The sequence below is a fragment of the Chryseobacterium sp. HNCC26DJ240 genome (assembly GCF_057180485.1).
In genome coordinates this window covers 35146-54314 of sequence record NZ_JBXUGK010000004.1, presented here as the reverse complement: position 1 = coordinate 54314, position 19169 = coordinate 35146, and the positions used below count along the sequence as shown (strand labels likewise).

At 35.1% G+C, this 19169-nt stretch carries 9 protein-coding genes and 1 pseudogene; 3 read left to right on the top strand and 7 right to left on the bottom strand.

The window, feature by feature from the left end; all coding sequences use genetic code 11:
- Positions 1-3 precede the first annotated feature (3 nt).
- The gene (locus AC2A1G_RS08795; protein ID WP_484046547.1) at positions 4-5637 is read right to left on the bottom strand and encodes a VHL beta domain-containing protein; all 5634 of its coding nucleotides are present in this window, start codon (positions 5635-5637) and stop codon (positions 4-6) included.
- 580 nt (positions 5638-6217) lie between these two features.
- Here AC2A1G_RS08795 and AC2A1G_RS08790 point away from each other — a divergent pair.
- Positions 6218-7183: pseudogene (locus tag AC2A1G_RS08790) on the top strand (YWFCY domain-containing protein); the annotation flags it as partial.
- Here the strand turns inward: AC2A1G_RS08790 and AC2A1G_RS08785 are convergent.
- Together AC2A1G_RS08785 and AC2A1G_RS08780 are read right to left on the bottom strand one after the other, a co-directional pair.
- Entirely contained in the window at positions 7132-7782 is a 651-nt protein-coding gene (locus tag AC2A1G_RS08785) for a DUF4099 domain-containing protein (protein WP_484046546.1), read from the bottom strand. The pseudogene AC2A1G_RS08790 and the gene AC2A1G_RS08785 sit on opposite strands and share 52 nt — an antisense overlap.
- A gap of 125 nt (positions 7783-7907) precedes the next feature.
- A complete protein-coding gene (locus tag AC2A1G_RS08780; protein WP_484046545.1) occupies positions 7908-8705 on the bottom strand; it encodes a Cof-type HAD-IIB family hydrolase in 798 nt (265 codons plus the stop codon).
- 310 nt (positions 8706-9015) lie between these two features.
- On the opposite strand from AC2A1G_RS08780, the gene AC2A1G_RS08775 reads away from it, so the two are divergent.
- Both AC2A1G_RS08775 and AC2A1G_RS08770 read left to right on the top strand, forming a co-directional pair.
- Complete coding sequence (locus AC2A1G_RS08775) at positions 9016-9339, top strand: hypothetical protein (RefSeq protein ID WP_484046544.1); 324 nt, start codon at positions 9016-9018, stop codon at positions 9337-9339.
- Between the two features lie 119 nt (positions 9340-9458).
- The gene (locus AC2A1G_RS08770) at positions 9459-9611 is read left to right on the top strand and encodes a hypothetical protein (protein ID WP_484046543.1); all 153 of its coding nucleotides are present in this window, start codon (positions 9459-9461) and stop codon (positions 9609-9611) included.
- A 95-nt stretch (positions 9612-9706) separates the two neighbouring features.
- On the opposite strand, the gene AC2A1G_RS08765 is transcribed toward AC2A1G_RS08770, so the two are convergent.
- From AC2A1G_RS08765 to AC2A1G_RS08750, 4 genes are read right to left on the bottom strand one after another with little or no spacing between them, the layout of a single operon-like run.
- The gene (locus AC2A1G_RS08765) at positions 9707-10108 is read right to left on the bottom strand and encodes a hypothetical protein (RefSeq protein ID WP_484046542.1); all 402 of its coding nucleotides are present in this window, start codon (positions 10106-10108) and stop codon (positions 9707-9709) included.
- Positions 10105-13545, bottom strand: coding sequence for a DUF6443 domain-containing protein (locus AC2A1G_RS08760; protein ID WP_484046541.1), 3441 nt, complete (start codon positions 13543-13545; stop codon positions 10105-10107). Before AC2A1G_RS08760 ends, AC2A1G_RS08765 begins: the two co-directional genes overlap by 4 nt.
- Positions 13546-13553: 8 nt before the next feature.
- The gene (locus AC2A1G_RS08755; RefSeq protein ID WP_484046540.1) at positions 13554-16970 is read right to left on the bottom strand and encodes a hypothetical protein; all 3417 of its coding nucleotides are present in this window, start codon (positions 16968-16970) and stop codon (positions 13554-13556) included.
- A 3-nt stretch (positions 16971-16973) separates the two neighbouring features.
- On the bottom strand, positions 16974-18575 hold the full coding sequence (locus AC2A1G_RS08750) for a T9SS type A sorting domain-containing protein (RefSeq protein WP_484046539.1): 1602 nt from the start codon (positions 18573-18575) through the stop codon (positions 16974-16976).
- Positions 18576-19169: the final 594 nt, after the last annotated feature.

Here is a 19169-nt window from a genome sequence, read left to right as displayed (position 1 = left end):
TTATCATGCGTTTTTAATCGAAATTACGGATCCTGCAAAAGTAAGTATTCCTGCAATTGAAAATATTCCAACCTGTGCAATGGAACAACCTAGAAAAATACCGTTGGCTGTTGCTTTTGTAGCTTCTTCCGGTGAACGTCTCGGTGTTCTAAACTTTCCGAGCTCAAAAAGACCAACAGAAGCAGCAAGAATACCAGACGTAGCCAACAAAACCTTATCTGCAGAGAATTTTTCTTTGTTATAATTTTCAAATGCTATATTTATAACTAAAGCCCCAATTGTTGTAGCAGCCAATATAGCAGAAATTACTTTTATGATGTCGTCAACCCCTTCGTCCGTTCCGTTTTTTGTAAGTGTAACAATTGGAACAACAGATATAGCAAAACCCAAAATTGAAATAAAAAAGAGTGCCCAACCCGTAAAAGAGACATTCATATTTTTTCTGTCTATTTGAGATAAAATTTCAGTTGTTAAACTTATCAACAACAACACAAGATTGAATCCAACTACAATTGTTTGAATTATTGGTATTTCCGGTTTGGGTAAAGGTGGTATTGGATCTATTCCGTTTGCAAACTCTATACCGTCCTGAACCATGGCAAATATAGATAAAGCCATGAAAGTGGAAGTACTAATAATCAATAAAATATTATTCGTTAATGATATCGACTGACCAGATGGTCCCGCTACTTCACGTGGAGTTTTACCATGAATAAGTTTGGATAAAATAGTAGCTGGTGCGGCAATAATAAGTGAAATAACATCAAGTGCAGAAAGCTCTTTACCAGATATTTTCTTATAAAAATCCGATAAAGCGGGAATATTGATTATTTCATTTAATGTTTTCTTTATAAAAACCAAAACGAGCTGTATTAATTTAAAGATAATCGTAGAAATCATCTTTAAAATACCAAATCCGGCGTGAACCATAGCTTTCACAATAGACAAAATTCCTATAACAATTCTTTTAAGAGTATCTCCTTTTCCGGAAATAGCATCCGTGATACTTTCAATACCATCTAATAATGAATCTGAAAAGGATTTACCTGTATCTTCAATAATTTCAGAGAGTTTATCTTTTAATTCATTAATAACCTTCAAGATTGGGCTGGACGGTTCATTTTCGACAGTTTGCTGGTGAGGAACGAACTGAGTAGAGCGTTTCATTTCCGATGATGAGTCATCACTACCAAATACTTTATCTAAGAACCAATTAATTTTATCTTTAATTTCATCAAAAACACCGGGTTCTTCATCGTCTTTTGGAATACTATTTTTAAAATCGGCTATGACGTCATCTAATTTATCAGTAACAATATTCTCAAGGTTGTCAATTACATTATCTACCTTATTTTCTAATTCAGGAAGTGCTTTATAAGTTACAACATCAAGTTTATCATTAAAGAAATCCACAATCATATCCTTTGTATCAAGAATGTCTTCCCAAGCAAAAAGATCTTTGAAAAAATCTATTACACTTTTGATAGAAGAAAAAACTTTTTTTGCAATTATTTCGATACAGGTTTTTATTTTATCTACAGTATCCAAAGTAAACTCAATAATACTTGCACCTAAGTCAATTGTAGCTTTCAATAAGGTTTTAGATTCTGAAGCAACCCCTTCTGCTACAACTATTGCAACATCCTTTACCAAATTTGGTATTGCACTTACAGCTTCTATAGCTTGAGAAGCTCCCTCCACAACAAAACCTCCTACCGTAGTAGCCTCACTTACTACAACTTCAGCTACATCACTTACAAGATTTGTTCCTTTATTTATAACTTCTCCTCCTAAGCTGACTGCACTACCTGCAGCGCCCAATGTGGCAGTTGCAGCTGTTTGTACAGTATCTGAAACTTCACTTGCAATAGAAGATATGCCATGTGCAACAGTGCTTGCAGCATCGGAAGCGAAACTCGCAACTCCTTCACCTATATCTTTGACTGTTTCTACGACAAAACTTAGGGGATTAGGAAAACTTATGCCAAAAACCTGTCCTGCATCCTTATCAAGGTTCCGTCTGAACACGGATTTATCTCCCTCTCTGGTTGCAATAGCCACTTCATCCGGAGAAAGAGGTTTAAATATCCCAGGGGTGCTCTTATTTCCGAAATTTAAGCTCCAGGAACTATACTCCATAACATCTGCCCTTGTGTACAAATCTTGTTTTGTTCCATGAGTTTTCGTACCATGAACCGTAGGTATTGTAGCGGCAAGATTTTGCAAAGCTGTCTGTACACCATCAATCTCATTATTTGAGAATTCGTCATCTATGTCGAGTTTATGTCTGTTTTTAGACAGAGTTCCGTTGTCCATATTCAGAACCTTTTTGTATAAATCTGTATCCTGAAATACGAAGAAACGTTCGTTACGGTTCATTGTGTTCGCTCTCACCATTAATATAGCCTGTTCCAGTGTATGAGCCTCAGTTGTAATAACTAACTGCCTATTATCTCCAAGAATAATTTTGGCAGGCTTAATGGGATCCGTAGTATACTTTTTACCCCTTACTTCAAAGCTTGCTTCTTCTGTTGTATAAATATCTACAGCAGAAACTGTAATCGGAAAAGAGATTGTAGTACGGTATACCGACCGGTTTTTGATATTATTAATACTTGTATCTTCATCAACGATTGGCTCTTCAGTCAAGCGAGAAATTGCTGAAATACCATTTGTAGATCCAGGTGAAACATAAGAAATCTGAAATGATGATAATTCAGTTTTAACGTCCGTATCAGACAAGTTCGGCATATCCAGATAATATACATCATTTATTCCACCGTAAAGTGTGTGCTGAAAAACGGTAACTGCAGTTCCCGGTCCTAATTTTATAGATTTTACCTGATCATTTATATTTTCAAATTTTGAGTATAGATCTGTATGAAAAATAAATGTATTCCCTTGAAAGTTTTCCTCGGTAAACAGAGCAACCTCCCCAGGCCAAAGTTCATCGTGTGTTCTTTTTGTCTTTGAAACAGGGTATGGTATCAGATCAATAGAGTCCGATGTATGATCACCAATGATCAGATGATCTAATATTATTTCGGACTTATCTTCTACAAACAGGTACACTTCTCCTGAGTATGCATCTTCAATCTGTACATTTGAGTTCACCCTCAGAGCTCCTTTATTCACTCTGTTTCCGGTTTCGTCAAATAAAAATAAAGTACCGCTATAATCTGATTTATTAAAAAACATTATCCTCCTTTTCGCTTGTTCGGCTTTTGCGGGAGATCTTAGTTCCGAAGCTGAAAACTCATATCGTAATGGTTTTTCAGTGGCTGAAAAATAGCTCACCACCTTGCCACTTTTTTTTTCCTGAAGAAAGAAGGGTTGTCCAACATTTACATTGATTATTTTTTCGGACATACGAGTGTCAACACTTCTGATTTTGGTATGTCTACCTTCACTGTTAAATGTGTAAATATCAACATCAAAAAAAGAAAGATTAAAAATCTCCACTTCGGTATTCTTTGCTTCCGATACCAGATTTGGCTTAACTTCAAATTGTTGATGTGTCGTGATCGATGGGACATATACATCCACAACCTCCTGAGAGGCATGCTCACGAATAATGATGGGAACCGCATTCTTATTATTCACTGAAATACTTGCTCCCGCCTCCAGCGTTCCTACTAATTCTTCCTTTCGACTGGAACTTACTTCATACAGATCTACAGAAAACGGAAGAGTATTACTAAAATTAGTTACGACTTCTGCTGATTGCTCAACCTTATACAAATCGCTGTCGATAATATTAACAACTTCATCCTGCTCGAGACCATAAACCCGTTTCATTACTCTGCCACTGCGGCTTTCTTTAATTAACCAAGGATGTGTCAGAAATGTATTGATACTTAAAGTAGCCCTATTTTTGATGTCGCCATAGCTTACCTCTTTACCTTGATAATCCAGCCAAACTATTTCAAGGCTTAACATGGTTTGATTATTAATGGTGAGCACGGACGGATTTCTGCTGTGTAAAGATTTGATCTCAATCGTATAATTAAAATCACCATCACCTGAAGGAATTATTACCTGATCTACTTTGCCATTATCACATAATTCACGCATATCTAATACATCTCCCACAGAGCATTCAAGAACAATTCTTTCATCAGGAGCAATTTCTCCTAAATCCTCAGATGTTAACCCCTCAGATCGTTTCTGAACTTTTAATGCTACAGAAGAATTATTAGAAAGATTTACTTTTCTGATACCCTCACTTTGCCTGCCTAATTTTCCTAAATTATTTCCTGTAATCTGATAAGTTCCTCCATCGGGAGCATTTTGATAATGAATTACAGCCGTTTCGTCATCATCATCTGTCACAACTGTAAATTCCCATTCAGAGTTTTTATATGAGTAACGTGTAAGTGTACTTTGAGGTGCGATATAACCAAAAAAATGACATTGTCCATTAATATTTTTATACGCTTTTAAGTTAAAATGCGTGTCGTTTTTAAATGATACTTCAACCCCCTGCTTTTTATCTATTATAGATGTAGACTGAAAGGGATCTGCACTAGGGATAAAATAATATGTCTTTACTAAAGTTCCACCTTGTGGAATAGTAAATTCCCAGACCTGCCCTGAATGAGTCTCTTTTTCATATACTTGACCAATGCCGAGCTTGGCAACTTCTTCCCATCCATTTTCAATCTTATTCAGCAATCTTATCTCTCTATCCTCACAATTGATAAATCTAACCTTGGTAATTACTCCCTTTGATAGATTGTCAACATCATATGAGCTAAAACTGTTTCGATTCTCGCCTCTATATTTAGCATAAAAGAAATCAGCCACGGCACCACTATGTACATCCCGCAATATATAAGGTTCATCTAAAAATGCACTACCAGCATATTTTCCACCGGGAGACAATTTTGATATGAATTTAAACTCTCCGTTAAGATCTATTTTCTCCAAAGAGACCTCCATATTGGAATCATTTTTAACACTAAGGTCATTTAATGAAGACCTATCAGGTATCTTATATTGTATTTCATACTGTCCTGATACTCCAGTTAACCCATTATATCTATCTACAATCTTTTTTGAATTAACTGTTTTAAACAAATAATATTTATTTTTATCAACTTCTAAACTTTCAGTGGGAAATAATTGACCTAAACAAGTTTCCTCCTTATCTTCATGTGAGTTTTTTTGATGTACTTCAAGCACTAACTGGGTAGGATTTAAAATGGTAAATATTTCATGTTGAAGATCTTCGATTTCTAAGGAAATTTCATCAATTGCCATGTTAGGGGAAGACAATGTTATTTGATTGATTCCTAATTCTACATAATCGCTAATGTCATATTTTCCAATACTAAAGTCTTCATATCCGTTGAATACCTGCTCGGAACCTAATATCCTTCCGTTGATCGTAATTATAAATCTGTTTTCACCAATACTTTGCGGCATCTTCACGCTCAGTTTTACCAAAGATTTACCTGTCAGGTTTAAACCGAAAGATAAATGACCATTCCTGATCATCCAAAATGTTCCAGACTGTCGGCTGGCTGTGGATAAATTTTTATGAATCTCGCCTTCCTGTTTAGATAAGAAGAATTTATTTCCGGAGTACAGTGGTTCTCCTTCAAAAAAGTTAATTTTTTCTGTAGTTTTTGACATGATTAGTTAGTTTTTAAATATTATCAGAACTCATTACTGTTTATAATCAGGAATTAGTTTTCTCCAATTCATGAATAATAAAAGAAAATGATTTCAAATTTTTGTTCTAAAATAAGATTTTTTAAAGAACTGAACATTTTTTTTAATACATTTTTTTCAAAAAATATTCTTACAAAAACAATTTTGAAAAAATCATATTTTCATTTTTTTTTATTTAAAATAGAAAAAAAACCACTTTGTATTGCTCGACGGATAAGCAAATAAAAATTCCAGTTTAAGTTAAGCTACATTTCTATTAATTATGTTCTGATTGTTAAACTCTTCTACTGTCTGATAAATTAGGTTTTTGTGATGCTTATTTTACACAAAACCACGATGTATTAGAAAATTTCCAGTCGACTTTTTTTTTGTAGTGAACTTGTTGCCATGAATGATTTCTTTTTTTAATGTTTTAAAGAACTGTCAGCCTCGGCAATTTCGTCTGTGGCCTATACCAAGACATGTACTTCCCTTTAATGACAGAAAAAAAAAAACTAAACCTATCAACTATAAATTTATCTGATATAAGAATATTAAAATTATGCACGGTGAAGATGACTTGAGAGGCTTAGCTAAAATAATGGGATTTATGAGAGCCGTAAGCATACTGCTGGTCTTAATGCATTTTTATTGGTTTTGTTATATTTTCTTTTTAGAGTATGGATGGATTTTAGAGATTATTAATAAGATCTTATCTAATTTTCAGAAGACCGCAGGATTATTCTCTCATCCTTTATACACCAAAATCTTTGCAGCAGTTCTTTTGGCATTAAGCTGTTGGGGAACGAAAGGTGTAAAAGATGAAAAAGTAACCTGGAAAAAGATAAACACTACTTTAGTAATTGGCGTATTACTTTTCTTTTTTAATGGTTTGCTACTTAATTCTCTTTTTAAGTATTCTACACTTCTCTACATATTAACTACATGCTGTGGTTATATCAGCTTAATGATGTCTGGGGTTTGGATCAGCCGTCTTTTAAGAACAAATCTGATGGAAGATGTTTTCAATAATGAAAACGAGAGTTTTCAGCAGGAAACAAAACTGATGCAAAATGAATATTCGGTAAATCTTCCTACAAAATTTTATTATAAGGGTCAATGGAATGATGGGTGGATTAATGTTGTTAATCCTTTCCGGGCGACTATTGTCTTAGGCACACCCGGTTCCGGAAAATCTTATGCAATCATCAATAATTACATAAAACAGCACATTGAAAAAGGCTTCTCGATGTATATTTATGATTTCAAGTTTGATGACCTTTCTACAATTGCTTATAACCATTTACTTAAACATACAGACAAATACAAAGTAAAACCAAAGTTTTATGTTATTAATTTCGATGACCCCAGCAAAAGCCATCGCTGCAATCCGTTAAATCCTGATTTCATGACAGATATTTCGGATGCCTATGAAGCTGCCTATACCATTATGCTGAATCTTAACAGAAGCTGGATTCAGAAGCAAGGTGATTTTTTCGTTGAGAGCCCCATTATTTTACTGGCTGCTAGCCTTACATCCAATGTTACGGTTACCGCTCCCTTACTGAATGTAATGGGAATAAGTGTAGGTGTTTTGTAACCTTTGAGTAATGGCTCAAAAGCGTTATGATGTTCCAGAATTTCTTTTGTGAGACCGAGTTTTTCAATTGTTTTCCAGTCCAACTGTTCGGGCAAAAAGCGATACCGGGGTTTGGAGCTATACAGTTGCTGATCTTTATTTTCTCTGGATTGAGAACGGACAGTATCTATGGAAACAGCATAGTCTTTCAGCTGATTGATTTCTTTGCCCGTGGCCTGATCGATGTAGTTCTGGAGTTTAACGGCAGTGTCTTTAGCTTCATATTCTCTGACTTTAAAAAAAGTGAATTCTCCGGGATTTTTAAGCTGACCGTAGAAGTCTGAATAGAATTGCGTGAACAGAGTTTCATTTGATTTGATTTTTAAGATGGATTCTGAATGGTGACTGTTGGGAGCTGTCTGGCTTAACGTTCCGTCCGCATTGATATTCTTTACGATTCCAACCGTATTGCTTCTATTATGCAGAACGATTAAAGTATCGGAAGATGATATTTCATTTTCTGACTGTTGATCTGTAAGGTCTTTCATCTGGATTGATTGAATAATCCTTTAAAAATAGATCAGCCGGTCATGTTTTATAATTTTTTGGAAGCTTCCGGTGCTTTTAGGAACTAACTGTCTTTGAATTGTCTTCGTTAATCACCTGCTTCGGTTCAGATAACACCAAAATGGATCAGTGCTGTCTCTATTCCATGATTATCTACTTCATCTGTAACATAATCTGCCGCTGCTTTAACGTTATCACTGGCATTACCCATGGCTACACCGATTTTTACAAACTTCAACATTGAAATATCGTTTCCTCCATCTCCGAAAGCCATAGTTTCACAAATATCTATATGAAAATGGTCGCAGAACCGCTGTACTCCATTCTGTTTGCTGATTCCTCCGGGATTAACATCAGCAAATAAAGGCGTCCACCGTGATGATAAAGAATTAGGCATTACTTCCCTCATAAAGGAATCTTCGGAGTCGGGATCGATGAAAACATTAACCTGCAGAACATTTTCGAAATCCTGATTAGTATGATCATACAACGGAGGAACAGGAATGTTCACATGTTCGTAAAGCTCCACTACTTCCGGAGATTCATGACTGACTCTCACCCTGTCTTCGTACATCAGTGAAAAGCTGACCTCTGATTTTACAGAATGCAGGACCAGATTTTTAATATCTTCTGCATGAATGGCCTGACGGAACATTACTTCACCGTCTACTGTCATGCAGTAGCCTCCGTTAAAAGTCAGAAAACCGTCAAATTCGAGATGTTTGATATGGTGAAGATCGTTGATTGAGCGACCTGTCGCAACGATAACCTTAATGCCTTTTCTACGTAATATCTTTAAAGATTTCTCGGTAGATTCGGGAATGGATTTGGTTTTTAAACTGAAAAGAGTTCCGTCGATATCGAAAAAGACGGCTTTGATACTTTGATTTTGTAATTGATTCATATTTTGTGACTGCAACAGCATTTAGACGATAAAAGTACTGAGAAATATCGTTAGACTATGGCATAGAATGGTATTTTTAATGATAATTTAACGGCTATGGATCTCAGTTCAAAACTTAATCGTAATTTATAAAATATAGCGAAAAACTATTTTTTATGAGCAAACAAAAGGTGAACCATACAGACAAGTAAATTGGGCTGTACAGTAAAGTCATGCTGCAATTAATAGCTGAACTTTGTAGTATCAAAATAATTAATCTACGTCAGAAATTACAAAAATTCAGTTGGGGATATTGCACTCTAAAAAAGATTTGAATTCGAAAGAAGGTTTCGGATTGCTTCTAAGCGCATTTTTCTATAGAGCTTGTTCTACGATGATTAATATTTCACTGAATTATCTTCACAATGCATTTAATATCCGAATTCTGTGGAAACCTTGTGAATATATTGATCCAAAAATAAAGCAGTTGGATTATCTTACAGAAAAACTGCCTTTTGACTTTTTCAAATTTCTAAATCTTTCTAAAAATCTGTTTAAGAATTTTTATTATCTTAAAGAAAGTAATCTTTTGGTGTTGGATGAGTTGGCAAAAAGTTTTTTAGATGCCATCAATGAGCATTTGAAAGAGAAATAAAAGTTCTGTTTTCTAATACAAAACAGAATGCTTTTATAACACAAAACCCACCGCATTGCGGTGGGTTTTGTGTTTATTTAGCTTGCTCAAAGTCGGGAGACTTTGCGCAGCGGGTTGCTTTGCTGAACGATGAAACAGTTTCTATCAAAGACATAGAACTTCTGAAAAAATTTGAAGTAATACAGGATATGAACGAGGAAGACAAAGCTCTGATCACAAGATTTCTTGACCTTACTATCAGAGATTATAAAGCTAAAAAAGCATATTCTTAGAAAAATATTGCATAAAAACCCTCGCAAAATGCGAGGGTTTTTTATGATCTGCCACACGATAAAATCGTGCGAGAGCGAGGGGGATTATAAATCAATTAATTTTTATCAAAATTTTTAATTTTTGCTTTTATAGTATTATCTAATTTATAAACAGTTCCTAAGTTTTTATATCTCCAAAATTCTAATCTGTAATCAGCATATATGGTATCGCCTTTAGACACAAATGCACGCTCATAATAACTATCATCTGGTTCAATATTATTATTTACTAACTGAATTTTTTCTTTTATTCCAGTAAGCTCTTTTTCTAATTTAATGTCTTTTATTAAAAATACATGTACATTCCTTTCGTTTTTAAAGAAAGTTTTTAAATCAGATGCAAGAATTTGTGCGTTAGGTTCCGTAGAATTTTTATAATGATAAATTGTCACCTGATGTTTTGAGTTACAGGAGAAAAAAAGTGCTGAAATTATTATATAAACTGTAATTCTAATCATGGTGTCTTTTTCTTTGTTGATGTCACATTTTCTACAGTATAAGGAATAATCCCATAGTTTGTTCTTTTATCTTCACCTAGCTTTACATTCATTTGATTTGCTATACCAATAGTATAAACTTCTTCTTTGGTTTTAAATGACAAATCTCTACCATCTGGAGTAATCATTGATTTATCTCCTTTTGTTGATTGATCTTTCTTACGAGTTGCATATTGTTTATCATTAAACTTATTATATCCATGAATTAGCTCATGTCCTAATCTTGATGTTGGGCTATTATATCCCTTATTGCCATCTTCAAGCGTAGATTTTGTTGCGTCTTTTCTAAATGATATTCCTTCTGATGGATTAAAATTTATTGAATTATCATTTGCATTGAATTCATTATCCTTCCCGCTTTCGGTTTGTTCATTTATGGTAACTGTATTTTTAGTGTCATTAATCAATACATCTAACATGTTAACTGTTTTAGATTCTTTACCTTCACCAATAGTAACATTAAGAGCACCTGATGAATACAAATGATCTAAAGCTTGATAAGTGTTTTTTTCAAAATCATTATATTCACTATAATCTCTATCTTTTTGATATGTATAAACTTGATCTCCTATTTTAATATCTCTACCATCTGGATCAATAAACATTATTGGATTGTTAACTGCGTAATTGTATGAGCTATGTCTTCTATGTTTCTCCGCGAGCGGATCCACCACCCCCCATCTTCCAATATCCGGCATGTAGAATCTTGCCCCATAGTCATACATTCCAGAGTCTGTCTGCAATTCTTTACCGTTGTACTTGTATTGATAACTAGAATTCCCCGCCATAGCATTATACCCCTCATGCTTCAACCCAAACGGATAATAATTATTCTCTTCAAGAACTTCTACGCTGTTATTGTCATTTTTAAAATAACTCAACCTCACATTTCCTAAATGGTCTGTGTAGTTGTAAATATACTTATTATTTTCAAAATTATAATATCCTTCTGCAGTAGGAACTAATTTTAACTGATTTTGAGGAGATGTGTTACCATTATCAATATCTATTATCATCACATGGGGAAAATCATACTGAAAACCGTCTAAATACTCGGTAGTATGCTTATCTAATTGATTAAGACCAAGGGAATTGTGTACTTTCACGAGTTTAACACCGTCTGCTCGATACTTATAAGTAGTATTTACATAATAAGTATTGTTTCTCCTCTGATAATACTGGTTAAACTTAATATAGTTCGGGAGATTCAAAAAGTTGTAATCAATCTGCAGAATTCCTTTATCCGTATGATTTTTCATGTTTCCGTTGTCATCATACCCTATTGCAGTTCCTGAAGTATCGGGATATCCGCTGTAGTTCTGTGAGCTGTCTGTAACAGAGTTTAACCTGTTTCCGGTATAGTCGTATGCAAGAATATCCATCGGTGTTGCTCCTGCAACAGCTTTCGTATTTCTTACCAGAGATATAATGTTTCCGTTCAGGTCATACGTGAGCGTTTCGTTGTAAAAGTTGTTTTGAACTACCTGTCCCTCCGGTTCGGAATATTTTCCAGTAAGAAGTCTGTTGAGACCATCGTACTGATAATTGTATCTTCTTGGCCATTGGTCTGAAGCTGTTTTCCATGTAGCTTCTGCAATGTTTCCGTTAAATCTTCCTGTGGAGCTGGCAGTGTTTACGGGATTATTATATCTTAATTCATACCCGAAGAGTTTAGTTCCCAGATTTTGAGGATCGTTTATTTTAGTCATCCACCCACGGATGTTGTAAGTGTAATTCACTTCCTGTAGCGGCGCTGTCGAAGAAACTCCTCCCACTTTTTTACCGATAAGCTGAGACAGTTCATTATACTCATTCTGTGCCAGAATTTCCGTTGCCAGATTATCTACTTTGTGGGTGTGAGACTTCAGCCTGTTCTGATGATCATAAGTAAAATTCTCGGTGATCATTCTTTCTGTATCTGTGGCGAGCCTTTTGTGTCTGGTAATGCTTTCATGCACCGCTCCCGAAAAATCAAGCCTTGATTCTGTTGTTGTATATCCGCCCAGATGGTTGATAGATTGGGTAGCAATACTTCTGCCTTTTTGGTCATACCATGTGTAGTTTTTCGTCCAGTTGTCGTCTTCGATGTTTTTTACAAAACTCATGACAGGTAGACCTTTGGTACTTCGGTTTTCCCCTGTGATATTATCGGTAAGAACAGATTCTCCGAAAACTGTTGACGGAGCTGAAGGATTAAAACTGTAGGGTGCGTAGGTATCGTAATAATTGACACTCAGAAGCTTTACATATTTCGAATTGTCAGGATACGTCAAAAATCCTCTGTAATAAACATCCATACCTTCACTGGTAAAAGACACTGTGGATATTCTCGGTGTATTATTGCTGTTAAAAGTTTCAGCATTAGCCTGCTCCGATGTTCTTGATCCTCCGGTGCTGATTCCGGTAAGAACTACCCGCCCGAACCCGTCATACTTGGTATACAACCACTGTCCTTTTCCTTCCAGAAAGGCATCACGGGTGGCGACAAGTCTGTCCTGTCTGTCATAGATCATATATTCCCAGCCTTTTCCGGGAAGTTTCTTTTCCACAAGGCGGTTTCTGTTGTCGTATTTATACTGGTAACATAAATTTTTGAGCGTAGTCTGTTCATCCACATTATTGGCGGCAACGGCAAGTGGCGGAATTACATAAGCCAACTGATCGTAGTCGTTGTACACATAGTATGTGTCTGCCTCAGTAGTGGCATCGAGCATTTTTCTTACGAGTATCACCTGCCCCTGGCTGTTGTTTTTAAACTCGATAGTCTTGTTTCCGTCTTCATCCGTTACCGAATTTTTGTAAAGCTGATTGGCTCCGTAGCCTCCTGTAACCATGGTGATGGATGAGCTGAATGTTCCGTAATCGAATGTGGCTACATATTTTTTTACTTCCCCGTCTGCATTGGCGTCGTAGCCAAAGGTCACGGGCTTGTTGTTCCACGCATCGCCAACCTGTTTCTGGGAAAGGATCCTGTCTAAAGGAGAGTTTTCGGGAAAACTTTCCGTATAGGTTTTTTCACCATTGTAAACGTTTGTTACATCAGAAACAGGAAATGGTATCAGACCGTTATTCTGACTATAGATCTGTCCGTCTGATGTGGAATTCTGAGGGACAGGAAGGTAATTTCGGGTCTGCCTGCCAAAGCCGTCATATACTATCGGTGTAACAATATCCTTGCTCAATGGCGAAGCTTTTACATTGACGATCTGTTTGGGTCTTCCCAGACCGTCAAAGTACTGAACGGTTTCGACAGATTTTATCGTTTGATCGGGATCTGTTGGTACAGGATAGTGAAGATAGGTTTTTGTGTAAACGTAATTTTCAGTATTCGTTAAGGTCTGTGCATGGCTTAAACCTGCTACAAACAAGGCACTGATGGGAATGATTATTTTTTTCATGGTTGTGTTTATTGTTTGTAGTTGTATTTGAACTCTTTGATCAGTTTTCCTGCGGCATTATTCTCACGAATTTCTTTCAACCTGTTGGCGTTGTCGTAAAGGTAAACTTCTCTGATGCCTGATGGAGGCGTTATACTCGTTACCCCGATCAGTGGATCATAAGTATACGTTGTAATCTGGTAACCTGAAAAATCACTTTCTTTCCTGAAGCTGTCGAGTACAGAGATCAATGCAGGCTCGGTCGAAGGATTTTGCGCATCGGTATTTGAGGCATTCACAATTGTACTTATTAAAGATGATACCGCAGTATATGCAGCACCTACAATTTTTGCAATAGGCTGGGTTTTGTTGTAACCCCAGACAATCGTTGTAGGAATACCGTCTTTGGAGGTGTACTGTAGAATGTTTCCCTTATCATCATATTTGTCATAAGTAACGTCGGTCGTTAAAGCGCTATTGGCAAACGCTGATCTTGTCTCATATGGCAATGCAAAGCCTGACGTTTTCTGATCCGCTTCGGTTTGCGCAGTTGGGAACAGCACTGCAGATTTGGAAAGTAGTTTGCCTGTAGTTGCAGTAGAATCAGTTTTTTTGACTACGATTGTTTCGAGTGGAATGCCAATCATGTTTTTGCTAATCAAATACTGGTTGCCTTTTTCATGGGCGTAGGAATAGGTGGTTTCGGTAAGGGAATTGTCCTCCCTGAAAATTTCTGTTTTTTCAAGATTAATAGGCAGGTTTAAACTTGCAGAATTGTAATATTTTTTTGTTTTTTCCAATATTTCTGAGCTTCCAAAGTAATTTATCTCTGTAACTTCATAATTTTCAATATTAGCTGATGTACCGAAATTAAAGCTCGGAGTAAGCTCATAAAAATACAATTGAAAATTTGATCCTGATTGTGGATATAAGTTAGTTTCAACATTTTTTATTACATCTATATTTGTAGCAAAAAACGCTACCTCAGGATCTAATCCGGAAACATTGTAGCCGAAAAGAGAATTTTTTATAGTATTAAAATTATATTTATAATCAACCTGTTTAAGAATCTCGTTGTTTTCGTTCAAATATTTACGTCGTGACAGCAATCCTCTTTTCCAAAAATTATAATCTTGGTTCATGTTTGATTCTACCACACTATAATCACCTCCATAAGTATTTAAAAAATTATTTATAGTCTTTCCTTTTCCAACTTCGTATTCAGTTACTTGAGTGTATTCAATAATTTGATCAGCTCCAAAATAATTTTTATTGTTACCGTTATTACTTACCTGATAATAAAAATAAGGAATTATAGGAGGGTTTAAGACTGTAGGATCATATGATACAAAATCTATGTTCATATTTATTTTTTTTATATACTGTAAAGTTGACAAAAGATTTCCGGAGCTTATTGTGTGATTGTCAGCATCTTTTTTGGAGTAATCATAAAAAACTTCTCGAATCAAGTTATTACTTTCATCCCTATCTTCTATTGAAGATATTCTTAATCCTCCCACAGGTAAGTTATGAATGCTTGATGATTCAATATCGTATGTATAACTTATTCCTATCGCACAATTACAATCTCCCATTCTATTTAACTTTAATCGAATGGGGGAACTAGGACCAGCATTATTTAAAACACGCGTGAAATAATATGGAGAGATATCAGAAGATCCATCACTATATGTAGCAAAACCGTGGCAGGAGGTTGGAGTAATAACTTCATGATCTTGGGGAATATTATTGTCACAGAAATTTCCATATGTAACCCTAAATTTTAAATTTTTGAAGTTGAGATTTTGAAAAACAGGGTGTGATGCTGGAGGAAGTGTAACAATAGTGTCCTTTTGCTCATTAATTGCAAAAAATGAACCGGGAGGATGATTAAGGGATGAACTCTCAAGAATAAACACATCATCACCCATCTGTTGCACATTTTTGTATAAAGTACTAACAGTATTATTTTCGTAATTAAAATTTTTTTGTCCGCCCGTAGGATATTTGATGGATTTTAGACTTCCAATTTTAGCGTATTGATTTGAGTCTTTATTTCTTCCACCAGAATAATTGTACTTTTTATCAGGACCAATTTGTATTAAAATATAGTCCTGTAGCGCTCCTCCAGTAGAAAGTTCATCACTTTTCATTTGAGATGGTATGTTTACAGAATTTTCATTCCAAATAGAATTTACATATCCCCAGTGATCATCCGATGAGCTATTTTTTATCGGAAAAGGATAAGTTTCATCATACTCGAAACTATAATTGGAATTATCTACTATATTATTAACTTTCGTTAGTTTTAGTCTATACTTTTCCGGGACTTCATTTTGATAATCTGAAATAAAATAATTAAATTCTAATTGATAATCTTTTATTACTTTTCCATTTTTTTCGTAAACTACTATTTCTCGTAATGCAGATCCTGTTGGAATGTCTTTTCTTGTAATAGAGCCATTTATGCTATACGACAGGTCATCATTATATTTGAAATGAATTTCTCCTTTAGGATAAATTATTTTGGATATTACCTTATCAATTTGCGTTGTTGTTATAGTTTCTCTTTGATAAGGTGGAATTTGGACTTGTGGAACTGCCCCTGCTGCCATATTTACAAGGAAAGTTTTAAAATAATCAGTATCAACTATATTTGTATCACTATAATTATAATGCTTAGCATATTCAAAAGTAATTTCCTGATTAGTATTTGTTATTATTTTAATAAGGTAAAAACTATTAATACCAGAAGTAGGTAGTTGAGAAACAGAGGATGAAATTGATGTTGCGAAATTTTTGAAAAAATACTTGATCCCTGAATCATCAGTAATTACAAAATTCAAATTATCAATTTTTTGAATCTTATTATTATCATTGGGTACAGATATCCCAGTGTTTTGATTAAGAATAAAGCCTCCACTGTAGCCCGGTATTGTATATTTGTATAAATCTGGTTTACTATCATATCTTCCTTCAATCAAACCTTCGGCTAAATCTAAATTTTGTGGAGTACTTTCAGGCGTAGCTCCCATCGTATTATAAATTTTTAAAGTCTGCAAATTATTTGCATCAGCAAAATTTTTAAATTTAACCGGATGATCATTATCGTCTAATCCTTTAACATTTTTAAATATGCTTCCAGGTATATTCAAAGACCAGCCAAGTCCCACAGTACCTGAAATTTCATTTAGTTTAATTCCTCCGGTATTGTATGATAAGCTAATTGGTATGCTGACATTATCTTGAATTATTTCATAAAGAGGAATTGATATATTGGCAGTGCCTCTAGATAAATCCATAGGGATTTGAGAAACTTTACTAAGTTCATATGCATTGGCTCCAGCAGGAACATTGACATTCATGTTTTTAGGAGGAGTTGATGTTATTTGAGCGTTCGAATAAACAAACATTAATAACAGAGATATTAAAAAAAATCTTTTCATAATTTATTTCTTAATCAATTTAGCGTTAGCTGTTTTATTTGTTTCGGTTTTGATAACTACTAAGTAAGCTCCCTGAATCAGAGCCTGAGTGTTTATTTTCGTAATCTTGTTCGTTGTTTTCTGAGACTGGAACTGCCTTCCACCCATATCATACAAAATGATTTCAGCTTCTGTAAAGTCATAACCTATTTCTATATAAGCATAATCATATGCTGGATTAGGGTAAATCTTGATATTCTGCTTTTCAATCAAATCATCAATCTGCTGATCACCCAGTTTCACAATCTTCCAGTTTTCTTTGCCGAGCTGCTCTGCACTTGTTCCTGCCAATATAATGGAGCCATCCCTGTTGAGTTTAAGGTCAGATAACTTTTCCTCTTTTTTACGGGATTCTCCTTTGATGTATTTTCTCCACTGCTCATTTCCATTCATATCAAGATAAACCATCCAGAAGGTCTCGTCATCTTTTTCTATGTGCCCTTCTGCCTGAGTGTAACCGCCAAGCAAAATGCCTTTCGATGATTTGTCGTCTGCTGAATTTATTGCCTGCATCGACATCAAAACGTCCCTGTTTTTAAAATTGTAAGATTTCTGCCATATCTCCTCTCCCCTTTCGTTAAGGGATAGTAACCAGACATCTGTTCCTTCTTCAATTCCTACTTTTTTGTTTCCCGATCTTTCAGATCTAGAACTTCCTCCAATAATATATCCTGTAGAACTCAGGGCTAAAGTCTTCACATGATCATCCGCTTTCCCACCATAGTTATTTTCCCATTCTACTTTTCCGTCTTTGCTGAGCTTGATAATCCAGTAATCTCCCTCACCGAAGTTTTCTGTGAGTTTCGGGATGCGGGATACGGAATTCGTCGTCGAAGATATTGGGTTTGTACCTGCGGAACCCGATCCCCGCACCTCGGAACTCCTTGAGTAAACCGCTATTATTGCTCCTCCGTCTTTTGTAGGAAGTATTTTTTCAACTTCGTCAAGCCCCTTTCCACCGAGAATAATTTCAGATAAAAGTTTCCCGTTCTTATCAAGTTTGCTTACCACAACATCTTTAGAGCCAAAACCATTGCTGTTGTTATGAACATTTCCGGCAACGAAAAATCCGAAATCAGTGGTTTGAATCACCGATTTTGCTTCGTCATCACTAGCAGTACCTATCGTTTTCTGCCACAGTTCATCCCCAAATTCATTGAGTCTGATGAGCCAGATGTCAGATCCTCCTTTTGAGGGTTCTTTTTTATCATACCCTTTTCCTGAATACGATGTTCCGGCAAGAAGAAATCCTCCTTCCTGAGTGTTTACTGATGCAGATAAATAATCGTGATTTTGTCCTGAGAAATACTTTTCCCACACCTCGTTTCCCTGCTGATCGAGTTTAACAACATGGAAGTCGTATCCGTTATTTTGTTTGTTTTCTGTAGAAGGTTTCGCAGGTTGGATCGAACTTCCTGTAATTAAATATTGCTGGTCTATTGTAGTAGTAACCTGAGACAGAAAATCCTGAGTGGAGGACTTAATATCTTTTTGCCAGAGTACCTCCTGAGAATGAAGTACGGCAGTAGTGCACAGCAACAGAGCACTCATATTGAGTTTTTTCATATTCGGTTATTAAGATTTTGTGTGACTAAGATAAATCATTTTTTGCAAACCCCATCACTACAAATAGAATTAAATGTGAATTATTGTTTATGTTTTCTAAAAAAAATATGAATATTATAAGAGAGCATTATTTCAAAAATCACTACTAAGGATAGTGACAAAATTTTGAAACAAATCTATTTGATCGATTATGTATTAACTGCTGATAAATTTTCGAAATATATTGCAAGACTCATTAAAACTCTAACCGTGAAAAACCATATTGTTATCATATCTTATATACACCGAATTCAGTCTATAAAAATTCTGGTTAAAAAACTCTACATATTATTTCGACAAATTGAATAAACAACGAATTGAAAATAACTTGAAATATTCTTGCGGAAAATCTTATGTCTGAAGCCTGCGAAACAAAAATTTAATTGATTTTAAGTCACAGAAAATTCTATGAAAATAGTGTTTTAAAAACATAGGTTCGAACATTTGAACCTATGTTCTAAGAAATTACTCTTTTTTAAATCTTACGAAAAAATAGTTTTCGTAAGCTGAAAAATTTTAGCAGATAAATTTTGATATAATGAGGATTCATTGAAA

What these genes read in the sequence shown, in the direction of transcription:
- AC2A1G_RS08765 (WP_484046542.1), bottom strand. Translation starts at nt 10,108, where the DNA reads ATGATTAGAATTACAGTTTATATAATAATTTCAGCACTTTTTTTCTCC.
- AC2A1G_RS08780 (WP_484046545.1), bottom strand. Translation starts at nt 8,705, where the DNA reads ATGAATCAATTACAAAATCAAAGTATCAAAGCCGTCTTTTTCGATATC.
- AC2A1G_RS08755 (WP_484046540.1), bottom strand. Translation starts at nt 16,970, where the DNA reads ATGAAAAGATTTTTTTTAATATCTCTGTTATTAATGTTTGTTTATTCG.
- AC2A1G_RS08785 (WP_484046546.1), bottom strand. Translation starts at nt 7,782, where the DNA reads ATGAAAGACCTTACAGATCAACAGTCAGAAAATGAAATATCATCTTCC.
- AC2A1G_RS08760 (WP_484046541.1), bottom strand. Translation starts at nt 13,545, where the DNA reads ATGAAAAAAATAATCATTCCCATCAGTGCCTTGTTTGTAGCAGGTTTA.
- AC2A1G_RS08750 (WP_484046539.1), bottom strand. Translation starts at nt 18,575, where the DNA reads ATGAAAAAACTCAATATGAGTGCTCTGTTGCTGTGCACTACTGCCGTA.
- AC2A1G_RS08795 (WP_484046547.1), bottom strand. Translation starts at nt 5,637, where the DNA reads ATGTCAAAAACTACAGAAAAAATTAACTTTTTTGAAGGAGAACCACTG.